Raw genomic sequence first — 13,063 nt, 5'->3', positions numbered from 1 at the left:
CCGGCCGCGGCTGCTGCGGTTGCGCGGCGGCCGCGACCCGGCGCAGCCGCTGCGGCCGGCGGGGCAGCACCTGTGGCTCTCGCAATGTGGCATGCCGTTCAGCATGAGCGCGCAGTGGAAGGCCCTCATCCGCCATACCCAGCCGCGCTTCGGGCATAGGGTGAATGCTCACCTGTTCCGCGACTGCGTTGCCACCACGATGGCACTGGAGGACCCGGATCATGTGCGCGCCACCGCACAGCTGCTGGGACATGCTGGCTTCGAGACCACGGAACGCTACTACATCGTGGCGCAGGCGCATCAGGCGCAGCGCCAGCATCACGACGTCATCGCAGCAAGGCGGAAGGCGTTGCGGCGGCAGGAGCGGAAGCTTCGGGTCGGATCAACATGAGGGTTGGCAGGACAGCCAGCACTGCGAGGAGCTCGGATGAGGTGAGGCCCCGGCCCAGGGTTGGGACAGGGCCTCGCGGCCTTTCCGATTGCTGCGCCAACTGGTCGCGGTGCAGCGGGACTCCACCCGGGTGCAAGCCTGGCATCTCTGCCCTGGCAGCCGATCCTTGCAGCTTGCTGATAGAGGACGCTGGCACAGGCTCAAGTTCGCGGTTCCGCCTGGTCCAGGGGCCCCAGGCCTCTGGTTCGTTGGAACAGTCTGGCGGCGGCAGGAGCCGGCCGCGGGTTCGGTTTACTCCCGGCCTGGCGCGTCCGCAGCGTCGTCCAGCAGGATCTCGACCTCTTCCTCGTCGCGGCCATCGGGGCCCACGAGAGGGGGCCATTCTTCCGGGATGACCAAGGTGCGCAGCATCTGCCGCTCGGCCGCCATATAGGCCTGCTGGCGCGGGGTCAGGCGAATGCGGCGGGCGATGTAGGCGCCGACGAACAGGGCTTCGGCTTCATCATCCTCATCGTCGGGCGTGCCGGCGGCGACCAAGCGTTGCCACGCGGCATCGGCCTGCTCGTGCACCACGGTATCTGGTAGCTCTCCGTGCAGCACGCCCCTGTGGGCGAGATGCTCAGTGTCGGCAATTGCCTCCAGCATCTGGCGCCATTGGGCCAGGAATGCGGCGCGCTCCACCACGGCATGGATCTCGCTGCACTGCCAGTCCAGGACGAGGAGGCGCAAGGCCGTGGGGGCCTCGGGCACCGGACGCGTGACAATGCGGATGCGGTCTTCCGACACAATCCAGGGAAAGCCGCCATCGCGCAGGATCTGTGCAACACGCACCAGCGGTGTCAGCGTGTCGAACCAGGGGTCCAGATCACAACGGATGGTGCGCGAGGCGGTCTTGACCTGAAAGAACACCGAGCCCGCCCGGATGGCACTGAGGCGCACCTGCGCCCCTTCGTTGGGCGGCGTCTTCAGGTTGCGCGGCAAAGTGTCCCCGAAGGGGTCCGGCGCAGTGCCAACCTTGGCCCAGGAGATCGCGGGCATCCAGCCGATGAAGGGCGGCGGCAGTTGGTCCGGACGCACGCCGAGGATGGCCGCCGACACCACCGCGACCGCCGCGTCGCGCTCCTCCGGTGTGCAGGGCCGCGACGCCATCAGCATGCCGTCGTCCACCCGCACCATCAGGACATGGTTGGCAGGTTGCGGCGGGGGCAAAGGGTCAGGTGTGTCGGACACGGGTGGCATGGGGTCCTGCAAGGATGACAAGGGAGCTGACCACGACCTCATACCACTCTGCCAGTCTGACATGAGAGGCACCATCCAGGCGGGTGACGTGCCTCAACCTCCCTCTTCCGGCTCTTGCAAGACAGCCGACATGGCAGTGGGTCACGCAGGGCTACCGCGTCACGTTTGTTACGATTAATCATCGAAAATCGCGTCCGGTTTTTACCCTTCTATTCCAATGTATTTTTCAACCTGAGACAGGCTCCAGAGCCCTTGACTAGACATGACCGAGCGCTGGACGACACGTCGTCCAGCGCATAAGAACAGAGAGAGGCATAACCGGAACCAAAAGTTGGAACATCGGCGGCAGGGTGGGGCGGCGCGGCACAAGATTCCACCCTCGGGTTCTGCCATCCCAACGCCGCACAGGGCAGCCCATCGTAAGCCTGCGTCAGCGCCAAGCGACACGGTAGTGGCGCCCATCGGTTCCCCGGCCTTCCTGAACCGCGCGGTGTTCTGGGCGCTCGACCTGACGCCGCGAACCCCAGCGGCGAGAGCCCTGGTGGCGACACTGGTCGAGCAGGTCCTCACCGCTGAGCTGGCGCCGCAGACCCGCAGGAACCAGCGACACACGGCCGGGCTACTCAAGCTGCGGCAGGCGGTCGGTGCCATGGTGGGCGGATTACTGCGGGCCTGGTGGCACCCGGACGGGCCGCGGCCGGCGTGGCGCAGCAACCAGGCCGAGAGCTTCACGCCAAAGGCCGCACCGGCCGATGCCAGCGCCGCGGCCATCACGGACCCCGTTCAGACTGTCGGACGACGGGTGTTCAAGACGGTCATCGAGGTGCTGAAGGCCGAGGCGCTGATCGTGCACCATGGCGGCGTTCGCCTGCCCCCGACGCACCGCTTTCGCATGGGCCAGGGTGGCAAGGGGAAGTCGGCTCGGTACTGGCCAACGGACGCCCTGCTGCAGCTGGCCCAAGCGCATGGCCTGACACCCACCACGATCCGGGCGGCCTTTCGGGCGCCGACGCCGCGGCGCGCACCGCAGCCGCGGGCGCTGCTGGAACTACGGCCGTTTCGGAAACAGCCATGGGACGCTTGGCGCGACGCGGCGCCGCCGGGGTCGGGCGGCGCGATGGCCGAGCCGTCCGGCGCAGAACCAGCCGCGGGCTGGCGTGACCTAGAGGACGATGTGGCAGCGCAGAACGCCCTCGCCGCAGCTATCCCCGTGCGCTTTCCGGATGAGACGCCGTGCTACCCACCGCAATGGTATCGGGTGTTCAGCGGCTCCCGGCTCTTGCAGGGGCGCTGGTACGCCGTGGGCAACGGCGGCGATGCCGGAGCCGGGCATGTTAGCAGCTATGCCAGCCTCGGCGCGGCGCAGCGGGCGCGGTTGCAGATCGGCGGCGAAGCGGTGGTGGAGTTGGATGTCAGCGCTTCGCACTTGGCGCTGCTGCTGGGCCTGCTGGGTTCGCCACCTCCTGATGGGAATCCTTATGAAGGGCACGGATTTGCACGGCCGGTCGTCAAGCAGTGGGTGATGGAAGCCTGCGGCAAAGGACGGCCACCGACCTTCTGGTCGCGTTCGCTCGCGCCCGATGTGGTGGCACAGCTCCCTCCAATCAAAGACGTCGGAGCCGCGGTGATGCGGCGCTTTCCGGCCCTGGCGCAGCCCGCCCTGGTAGTGCCCGAGGAGTTGGTGGCGCAAGTGGGGCAGCCGGCACATCATCTGGTGACCCATTACCTCGCGGCGCGGGAAGCCGAGGCGATGACCCTGGCGATGCGGTTGCTGCGCCAGCAGGGCATCCTCGCCCTCCCCGTGCATGACTCCCTGATCGTGCCGGTGAGCACCGAAGCGCAAACCCATCACGCCATCACAAAGGGGTATCTGACCGTCTGTGGGTTATCACCACGGATTAAGCGCAAGTAGCGGTGCGCGAGTGACATATCATTGGCAGCGTTTCCTGGCGACCTGCGGTGAGAACAAGCGAAAGGTCCTGGCACCGATCTTGGCTGCTCGACGCGCCAGTGTGCCTGCCGCCCAACCGGGTGAGCTGTTTCTGTCAGTACCCAGAGGGCGTGACGACCTACTTCAGCGCATTGGTGTCGTGAGTGAGAGCATGTTCCAGGCAAACTCGATGCGCCAGCCACCCGCTTTGAGGTAGCCTTGCAGCACAGAAGGCGGGAGGCGGTGTCGGCTGCCTCCTCCGTCTGTGTCCATCAGGATCGAGAGCAGCGCGCTCTGTCCACTCCCTGTGGCGCGGTGCAACACGCTGTGCTGTTGTGCTTGATACCGGCCGTCTGCCGGATCATCGCGGCGCTCGTAGTACACCGTGACCTCCCGAACAGCGCAGTGTCGCAGCCCATCAGCGATACTCGGGTGGAGGGACATGGATGCGCGACCCTCTGCCGGAACACTGGCCAGCATCAAGGTCAATTCAGCAACAGGCCGCTGCTTCGCCATCCAGTGCACGAGACACTCCGGCAGTGCGTAATGCGCTGGAAACTCGAGACGCAGGTCCTCATGGATCTGACGAACCTGGCACGGCGCCATCACGGCGTCAGCCTGGTGGCCCAGGGCTGTTTGCACCGACGTCCATGTCAACGATGGGAAGGTTAACCACACCTTGCCATCGACACCGCGCCGGTTGACGCCGCCTCCGCTCCGACGCTGCGGTTCCACCTTGATCAGGTCTGGAGCCTGAGGCTGTGGCGGAGTTGCTTGCGTTTTGGCCTGGTGTGCGAGGCGCATCTTGGCGCGATAGGGCTGCAGCCGCATCAGCATGAGTTGAAGCAAGCGCTCATTCCACAACCCACCTCGCGCGTTGCGAAAGCCAAGCTCATTCAGCTTCTCCGCCTGATCAGCACATCGGCGCACGCCCGCCGATGTCAGAGCTCGCAGCTGTGCGTTAACCCCTTGCAGAAACCGGTCACGGTCGGGGTGAACATCACCGATGGCTTCCCCTTCGAGCAGAGTCGGCGGTTCGAGGAGGTAGCGTGACGATCGTGCCGATCCACCGCTTGCGCTCGGCAGCTTCACACCGAAGCCGGTGCCAGCCATCGTGGTTGCGCGCATGGAGTTCAAGAACCGGCTGGCACTTTTATACATGCATCACCCCACTCGTCCGCCCCGCGCGTATGGCGGCGCCGCTCACCCAAACACATCATGGATGAATCACCGCCTGTAGATCAATCTATGCGCGAAACATTTCAGGCGGTAGAGAGACAGGGAGAAGGCCCTCTGGCAGAGAGATGGGCCCATCTGATCAACGCAATGTATCTCAGCGAGCCTGGCGCAATGTCCTTCTGGTGGGTCAATCACAAGCAAACCTATCGCCATGAGGTGGATGGCCGATACATTTGGTCGCCCAAGACCAAGCGCGATGGCAGCCGCAACGTCTCCTACGACAACCTGCGACGGGTCCTCCCTGGCGACGTTGTATTCTCCTACGCCGACGGTGAAATTCGTCAGGCGGGCTTTGTCACTCGCCCCGCGGCCTCCTGCCCCCGACCCAGTGAGTTTGGTTCGGCCGGAATGCGTTGGGAGCAGGATGGCTGGATGGTCCCGGTCGACTGGCATCCGGTGCCGCAACCGCTGCGGCCAAAAGCCTTCATAGAGGAGCTGCGGCCCTATCTTCCGGAGAAGTACTCGCCCTTGATCGCGAGCACGGGCGATGGTGTTCAGCACCTCTACCTGGCGGCGCTCCCAGACACGATGGCGCAGGTGCTGCTGAACCGTCTCGGAACCTGGGGCAGTGAGTTTCTTCTGCAGGGTCACGGCACTGGCGACGACGATGGCGCCGTCCGTGAGGTGGATGATGCGCTTGAAGAGGCGCTGCGACGGGATGCCAATCTCGACGAGACAACCCGTCGTGCCGTGGTGGAGGCCCGTCGTGGCCAGGGGCGCTTCCGGCTGAATGTGGAAGCCGTTGAGCAGGCGTGCCGTGTGACCCGAGTTTCGGATCGCCGTCTGCTGCGGGCCAGCCACATCAAGCCTTGGCGGGCCTGCGTCAGCAACGCCGAGCGACTCGATGGTCATAATGGTCTGCTGCTCTCGCCCAACATCGACCACCTCTTTGACCGGGGCTACATCTCGTTCCGCGCGGATGGTCAGATCTTGATCTCACCGCAGATCGATGCACAGGAGATTGCCCGTCTCGGCGTTGCCGTAGAACCGCCGCCTAACGTCGGCGCCTTTAGTCCGGGTCAGATGACATATCTCACGTTTCACCGCACCAATGTCTTCTTACATGGTAACTGAAGGTTAAACTGAACGGCGGCAGGAGAGGGAGAGCATGCCAATCACAGCAACCGATGTGGATGTGCTACACCGTTACGCCGACGGGGTCATGGGGCGAGCAGATCATCATGCCGGACAAGTTAAGGGAATAGCATTGGCATTGCTCGGCGGGATCATCTGGCGAGGTGAACCGGGCTCGATCGAGATCAAGCAGTATGCTGGTGGGCTCGCCAATGTTCTCTGGGTTACTATCAGTGGCACCCGGTACGCGTTCGCCTACAATCATGCGACAGAAAAGATTGAAATTAGGGATCGTACCCAGTCGGGCACTATGCTCCACAGCTTCGACAATCAGACGTCTGTGGCGGATGTAGAGGGCGTATTTCGCAAGCTATGACGGCTCCCTTCATTTTCCATGTTTTGCCTATCCTCTTTGCTCAAGTCACGGCTGCCGGTGATGGAGTTGATATTCAGTTTCTGTCATGGCTAGTGAGCAAATAGCTCGTGGCAGAACTGGAGGCGCACTCCCTCTACTCGACGCTCCGAGAACGGATTGTTGAGCATGTGTTTGTAGGTGAGGCTCTGCGCACGCTGTGGCAGCGCGGCATCGTGGACGTGGAAGTCCTGAGATCCGAGTTCGACGCTCACGGCTATGATCTGGTCATGGGGCGCGGCGCGATCGTGCGGCATATCCAGTTCAAGACGGGTGTGCGAGACCGGCCAGGGTCTGTCTCTATCAGCCGGTCTCTCGCGGCCAAGCCAAGCGGCTGTGTGATCTGGATCTCCGTCGACCTTGATCTGAACATGAAGGGCTATTGGTGGTTCGGCGGCGCACCCGGACAACCACTGCACGACTTATCCGGGTTCGGCAGCCCCAAACGCATTGGTCGCCGCGAAACGGGTGAGCGGCCCCTCCGCATGAACCACGGCAAGGTTCCCGCCGCGCGGTTCCGACGCATCGACACTATGAATGAGGTGCTCGAAACGCTCTTCGGACCGTTACCCACCGAGCCGTTGCCTGTTGTGGCTGATCAGGTGGAGCATGGGTAAAGGCCTATTCTCATCGTCCACCATCCCGGTATCACCGTTGCTGGTCGTTGCTGCCGGTGAACGAGCCAATATTCAGGTTCCTAGTTATCGGACGATGGCTACTGCCGCTGAAGCCGAGCAGTGGAAGGATCATAGACGTATTGAGTGATCGTGCCGTCTTTGATCCGTTCGACCGCTTCGTCGATCGCGAAGAGAGGAGCCAGGAACCATTCGCGAGGGACGACGGGGTTCCCAAACCTATCTTTGACTTCAATGTCGAGCCGCGCTGGGTCGAAGACCCGGTGGATCAGGTTTTCAAGTCGTGTCCGATTGATGTTGAAGAGCTCGTAAATCGCGACGACCTCGACATCTGCCATGAGGAAGGTTGGCTGAAGCCGCGCACCGGCGATGCGCTGCTGCACGCCGATGTTGGTGACGCCGATCTTGTGCACCAGGTTGCGGTTAGCCGAGACGGTAGGATGGTCCGACTTGCTCCGTAGCACGTAGATCGTGCCGCTCGCCTGGTCGTCCTGCTCCCGCTCTCCCGAGAACAAGGGTCCAGCCACCGGATCGGTGATCCGCCGTCCAGCGTCGTCCTTGTTCAGCGCCCTCTGGAGCGAGCGCATCAGCATGTTGCTCTCGGTGCCATTGTCGAAGATGACGCGAAGGCGGGCGTCGGTCCGGCCCTGCGCATTGGTGAACAGCTCGTCGACCTCGGCGACGTAAGCTTTCTGGCCGCCGACGATAAACCAGCTCCCAGGCCTAATCTCCGCCTTGAGCTCGAAGGGTCGCGTCTGCCGAATCCCGCCATCAAGTTCCTTCTGTACCTGCTGGAACAGCAGCTTGAAGTGGTCGAAGTCTTCGCAGCGGTCGCGGTTGGCGATCTCTTCCGCCGCGCGCTTTTCCGCCGCCGTCCGCACGTGGCGCAAATTCGTCATGTCGGCGATCGCCGGCAGGTCTACGCCGAGCTGGCTCAGCAGCTCGTCATCGTCCATGTCGTCAGGGCTGGCCTCGCCGGCTGACGGCCCGGCCGAGAGCAGCCCCTGATGATCGAGGGAGGCAAGCAGGGTCCGAGCTTCTTCAAGCTCCCGCAGCCGATCAAGCCGCACGGCATAGAGCCGCTCGAAGATGTCCCGCTCCTCTCCATGCTGGGGTGAGCGGCCGTGCTCTTCAACGAAGCGCTGGATCTCCTCGAAGCCCGCGATGATGCGCTCCTCACGGGGCGTGCGGCTACCCTCGCGCTTGGCATCAACCTCGACCCCAAGCTCCTCGAGAAGGGCATCGTCCTCATCGGTAAACTTAGCCACGTGCAGCCTCCGCCTTCATGCGTGCAAGAAAGGCCACGCCCTCAGCCATGCGCTTTTCCCAAGCGTCCGGCGAAGTGATGGAGGGAAGCCGGCCGCGCTCCTGCTTGAACCTCAAGGCCCGCTTCGCCAGGTCGCGCGCCTCTTCCAACGTAAGGTTCACCCGCTTGGCGCTGATGATGGCCTGAACCTGTTTCAGGCTCTCCTCGCTCATAGTCTTGGCTAGGATCGAATAAGCTTCGCCGAATGGGTTGATGCTATCAATCAAATCGATGTCAAGATCTCGTACGTTCATAGCGAATTGGCGCACGCCCTCGACGAAGGCGGTGTTCGGCCCCCTCTCGTCATCGCCACTACCGAGCGCGGCCTCCTTGGCCTTCTGCGTCAGGGTTAGCGCGGCGATCGCGTGCTGGCGCACGGCCTCCTGGTCCGCTTCGTCCAGCTCTGGGTAACGGTCCTTGATGATCTTCCCCATTCGCACCTGGGTGAGTTCCTCCGGCACAAGATCAGGATCGAACAAGCCCCGTTCAATCGCGCTTTTGTCCTGGACAAAAGCGGCGATGACTTCGTTCAGATCCTGCTGGCAAATGCGGCTGGCCTCAGGACTTTTTGGCTCCGCCAGGCCTTTGATCTCAATCTGGAACTTACCCTTCTCCTCATTGAAACCGACGTTGCACTTCGCCGGGTCATAGCCGCCTTCGCCGTAGTCGAATCCAGGGGTGGGCCCGCTCTCGACATTTTTCGGCTTGAACTCGAAGCGGGGGGCAAGAACCTGCTCCATCAGCAGGCTGGCGGCGATGGCCTTCAGCGTGTCGTTGACGGCTTCGGCGACGGCTTTCTCAGCGGCATCCGGTTCCGCGATCAGGTTGGTGAAGCGGGCGCAGGCTTTTCCAGGAGCATCGCGTGTGGCGCGGCCGATGATCTGGACGATCTCGGTAAGGCTCGATCGATAGCCAACAGTGAGCGCATGTTCGCACCAGACCCAGTCGAAGCCTTCCTTCGCCATGCCGAGGGCGATGATGATGTCCACATGGTCTCGGTTGTGCTTCTGGGTCGGGTCCTTCAGGGAGGCGGAGACGCGGTCGCGCTTGGCGGCGTCATCATCCACCAGGTCGGCGATGCGCAGTAGCCGGCCATCCGGGGTCTTCACAAGCTGGAAGCCCGTGACGGGGTCCGTGCCCTGCCAGTCGCCGAGCTCCTCGATGATGTGCTCGACCTCCCGGATCTTGTCCTTCGTGCTCTCCCGCGAGTTGACGCTGGGAATGTGGATGATCGTCTTCTCGGTAGGGTCAAGCACCTTCAGGATGTCGTCGCTGTAGGAGCCTGAATAGAAGAAGTAGCCAATATCGAGCTGCTTCAGATGCTCATAGCCATTGAGCTGCTCGTAGTACGTATATGTGACGGTCTCGAATTTTGCCTCGTCCGTAGGGCTGAGCACGGCCTCTGCATCGCCGCGGAAATAGGATCCAGTCATCGCCACCAGGTGCACACGGTCGCGTGCAATGAACTCGGTGAGATGCAGGCCGAGACGGTTTTCTGGGTTGGCGGAAACGTGGTGGAATTCATCCACGGCAATCAGCCGGTCGTCGAACGCAGCCACGCCGAACTTCTCTACGGCGAAGCGGAAGGTGGCGTGGGTGCAGACCAGCACCTTGTCGGCGCTGGCGAGGAAGGTGCCGACGGCATTAACCTTGCCGCCATCCGTGCCTGGGGCATTGCAGAGGTTCCATTGCGGGACAACGGTCCAATCCGCCCAGAAGCCGTGCTGCGTCAGCTTCTCATCGGCGAAGCTGGAGCCGATCGACCGCTCCGGCACCACGATAATGGCCTGGCGCAACCCCTGGTTATGGAGCTTGTCGAGGGCGATGAACATGAGCGCGCGGCTCTTGCCCGAGGCGGGCGGGGATTTGATCAGCAGGTACTGCTCCCCCCGCTTCTCATAGGCGCGCTCCTGCATCGGGCGCATGCCGAGCGCGTTGGCCTTGGTCGAGCCGCCATTGCGGCTATAGGCGACAGAGACTGACGGGACGGATTGGGTGGGCGTGGTCACGCGACGGCCTCCGGCTTTTTCTTTTTCCTGGCCGTGCCCTGGCCGGCCATCATCTTCGTGTAAAGCTCGAAGAGCTTTTCCAGGCGTTCGGTGTCGTTCTTGAAGCGACGGCCGATGTAGATACGCTCCAGCACCTCGTCGTTGCGATCATGGGCAACGCGCAGATCGGCCGTCATGGAATCGGGGTTGTAGAGGTCGGCAACGGTTGCCGGGAAATGTGCCTCGCGAGCCAGCAGGATGTCCTCAGCACAGCGGGTTAGGTCGGCCTTGTTCTTATCGGTAAGCGTCGGAATCGGAAAGGTGTTCCAGCCGAGAGTGTTGGAGTAGCGAAAGTCGGTCTTCATCTTGCCGCATACCGCTCCAACCCAAACGATGTGAAGGCGCGAGGCGATCAGCGCCATGTTCCAAAGAGGCGCGTCGTACATGGCGCAGACCGCATCAGAAGCGATTGATCCACCTGGCTCATAACCACATGGCAAATACTCTCGTGTTTCAGATGAGACTCTAGGAACAATTAGCGTTGACTGTTTGCCAGTAATCGTTCTCTGGAATTGGTGCGGTCTATCCGCGAGATCCTTGGCGGTCGCGCCACCATTGCGACGCATCCTGCGCACATCTTCAATGCGCTGAGCGATCGGCGGAATTCCTAGCGCTTCTGCCAAATCCTCGTCTTTAATCCAAAGGCAGTAACGCACCAGGCCGCGAATAAACTCCGCGGAGCCGTAGATGCGACGGACAAAACGACGCTCTTGAGCTGGGGTAAGTTGTAACCCATCAAGCTGTTCCCGCGAGAGAAGCAAGTGACCGCCATCCAACGGCATGTTCCCGAAAGTCATGTCGCCGCGAGAGTCAGCCGGGCGGCTAGCCTTTTCCACAATGACACTTTCGCCGACTGCTAGGTAGGCATTGATATGTGCGCATTGGCGCTCAATGGTTTGTCCATTGTCGTCCAGCGAAAACAGGCGTCGCGTGCTCCGTGGGTCCGAGGTAATGCCAATGATTGCAACAGTCACGCCTGCATTATGACTAGCTAGGTTGGCCCATCGGAAGGACGTGTAGGCAAACTCGATCTGACAACCAGCAGCGAAGATCTCCGGCCAAAGAACCGGAACTTGCAAGCCTTGGCAGATGGAGTTGGTAGAAACGAAGGCTGCAATCGACCTTGTCTTTGTGGAATAGTCTGCCGCTTTCACGAACCATCCGGCGACATAGTCAAGTGACTTCCAGTTTGAGAGTCGTTTGTCAAAGAGAAGCCGCAGGTCTGCCTTTTGTTCCTCCTTCTGGTCGCGTGATCCCAGATAAGGTGGGTTGCCGCAGATGTAGGTCTCGCCCCCTTCGTTCTCGAAATCAATCTCTGCCTGATCGAGTGGCGTCTCGAACAAGTCGTCTGCCTGAACCTTCACGCCGGTTCCAGTCGGCGGACAAACGCTCAACCAGTCGAGCCGCAGCGCGTTGCCGCAGGTAATCCAATTCTCGTTGCGCAGAGGTAGAAACTCCGCCAAGGCTAGCTTCTGACCGCGATAGAGCACGTCGCACTGGTACTCGGCGATGACCAGTGCAAGACGTGCTATCTCCGCCGAGAAATCGCGCAGCTCGATCCCGCGAAAGTTAGTGAGCGGAATTTCTGATGCACGATCTGGCTCGCCGCGCCGCTGGTTGACCTCAGCCTCAATGGCGCGCATTTCCTTGTAGGCGATGACCAGGAAATTGCCCGAACCGCAGGCCGGGTCGAAAACCCTGATTTTGGCGATGCGCTTGCGCAGGTTGAGCAGCATGCGGGCGTTATCGCCCGCTTCCTCCAGCTTTGCCCGCAGCTCGTCTAGGAGTAGCGGATTCAGCACCTTCAGGATGTTGGGGACACTGGTGTAGTGCATCCCCAGCTCGCCGCGCTCCTCGTCCTCGGCAACGGCCTGGATCATCGAACCGAAAATGTCAGGGTTGATCTTGGTCCAATCGAGGCTACCGACGTGCAACAGGTAGGACCGAGCGATCTTGCTGAATCGCGGTACTTCGTCGCCACCAGAAAACAACTGCCCGTTGACATAGGGGAAGTTGTCGGTGTTGGCCCACCGGGGAAGCCCGTCAGCTGCCCGGTTCTCCCGCTTGGTATTCATGACGCGGAATAGCGTGGCGATGACCTCGTGCGTATTGGTCGAATCCCCTGCGCTCATCCGCGCGACAGTTTCGGTGAACTTTCCCCTGCCGCCAAAGATATCTGTGTCCTCGGCAAAGAAGCAGAAGATCAGCCGCGCCATGAAGTGGTTCATGTCCGGTCGGCGCGCTGCGCTGCCCCAGTCCGGATTGTCCTTCAGCAGCTCGACATAGAGGCGGTTGAGGCGACTGGTCGCCCGGATGTCGAAGGAGCTTTCGCGAATTTCCTTCACGGTCGAAATTCCGGCCAGCGCCAGGAAGAAACCAAAATGGTCGGCGAAATCGCGATAGGCGCAGGCGACCGTGTCGCCACTCACCAAATCCTCAGCTTCCAGACTGTTGCCATCGGTTGCGAGGATGAATTTTGCTTTGGCGCGGCCCGTTGCCGGGCTGGCCTTTAGGGCATGCAGAGTGTTGGTGACGGCGCCTGGCTCACAGGTGGCGATATGAATGTTGTTGGTTTGTAGCACACCACCAAGGTCGGACTTGTTCGATGCGCCGCTGCGCAGTCGCTTAAGCGTGGTGTCCTTGTTGCCGAAGGCTGCTAGAAAAGCATAGGGAAACGCGGATCGATCAAAAGACTGTTCTGCAAGGGCCGATACGGCTTGCTCGATCTCAACGGCGTTCATTTTACCCGTCCAGCAACTGAAACTTGAATTATGCTAAACTACGGCGTT

The 13,063-nt window shown here is 61.7% G+C and carries 9 protein-coding genes and 1 pseudogene; 5 read left to right on the top strand and 5 right to left on the bottom strand.

The window, feature by feature from the left end:
- Positions 1–391, top strand: a pseudogene (locus EBE87_RS29140) (hypothetical protein); the annotation flags it as partial.
- Between the two features lie 291 nt (positions 392–682).
- Here the strand turns inward: EBE87_RS29140 and EBE87_RS23230 are convergent.
- Positions 683–1,567 (bottom strand): hypothetical protein, encoded by an 885-nt coding sequence (locus tag EBE87_RS23230; RefSeq protein ID WP_120637823.1) that lies wholly within the window; start codon positions 1,565–1,567, stop codon positions 683–685.
- A gap of 514 nt (positions 1,568–2,081) precedes the next feature.
- Between EBE87_RS23230 and EBE87_RS23225 the strand changes: the two genes are divergently transcribed.
- Positions 2,082–3,542: a hypothetical protein gene (locus tag EBE87_RS23225; RefSeq protein ID WP_120637824.1), complete on the top strand. Its 1,461-nt coding sequence runs from the start codon at positions 2,082–2,084 to the stop codon at positions 3,540–3,542.
- Between the two features lie 162 nt (positions 3,543–3,704).
- On the opposite strand, the gene EBE87_RS28775 is transcribed toward EBE87_RS23225, so the two are convergent.
- Positions 3,705–4,721: a hypothetical protein gene (locus EBE87_RS28775; protein ID WP_147426024.1), complete on the bottom strand. Its 1,017-nt coding sequence runs from the start codon at positions 4,719–4,721 to the stop codon at positions 3,705–3,707.
- 165 nt (positions 4,722–4,886) lie between these two features.
- Between EBE87_RS28775 and EBE87_RS29970 the strand changes: the two genes are divergently transcribed.
- From EBE87_RS29970 to EBE87_RS23200, 3 genes are all read left to right on the top strand, one after another.
- Positions 4,887–5,873, top strand: coding sequence for an HNH endonuclease (locus EBE87_RS29970; protein WP_233553151.1), 987 nt, complete (start codon positions 4,887–4,889; stop codon positions 5,871–5,873).
- Between the two features lie 34 nt (positions 5,874–5,907).
- A complete protein-coding gene (locus tag EBE87_RS23205) occupies positions 5,908–6,249 on the top strand; it encodes a hypothetical protein (protein WP_199707285.1) in 342 nt (113 codons plus the stop codon).
- A gap of 107 nt (positions 6,250–6,356) precedes the next feature.
- Positions 6,357–6,902: a hypothetical protein gene (locus EBE87_RS23200; RefSeq protein ID WP_120637827.1), complete on the top strand. Its 546-nt coding sequence runs from the start codon at positions 6,357–6,359 to the stop codon at positions 6,900–6,902.
- Between the two features lie 98 nt (positions 6,903–7,000).
- Here EBE87_RS23200 and EBE87_RS23195 read toward each other — a convergent pair whose 3' ends face one another.
- From EBE87_RS23195 to EBE87_RS23185, 3 genes are read right to left on the bottom strand one after another with little or no spacing between them, the layout of a single operon-like run.
- Positions 7,001–8,188: a GIY-YIG nuclease family protein gene (locus EBE87_RS23195; protein WP_120637828.1), complete on the bottom strand. Its 1,188-nt coding sequence runs from the start codon at positions 8,186–8,188 to the stop codon at positions 7,001–7,003.
- A complete protein-coding gene (locus EBE87_RS23190) occupies positions 8,181–10,235 on the bottom strand; it encodes a pseudomurein-binding repeat-containing protein (protein ID WP_120637829.1) in 2,055 nt (684 codons plus the stop codon). Before EBE87_RS23190 ends, EBE87_RS23195 begins: the two co-directional genes overlap by 8 nt.
- Positions 10,232–13,015 (bottom strand): class I SAM-dependent DNA methyltransferase, encoded by a 2,784-nt coding sequence (locus EBE87_RS23185; protein WP_120637830.1) that lies wholly within the window; start codon positions 13,013–13,015, stop codon positions 10,232–10,234. Before EBE87_RS23185 ends, EBE87_RS23190 begins: the two co-directional genes overlap by 4 nt.
- Positions 13,016–13,063: the final 48 nt, after the last annotated feature.

Source organism: Teichococcus wenyumeiae, assembly GCF_003696345.1.
In the GTDB taxonomy this organism is placed as follows: Bacteria; Pseudomonadota; Alphaproteobacteria; order Acetobacterales; family Acetobacteraceae; genus Pseudoroseomonas; species Pseudoroseomonas wenyumeiae.
This window is presented reverse-complemented; position numbering and strand designations above follow the sequence as displayed.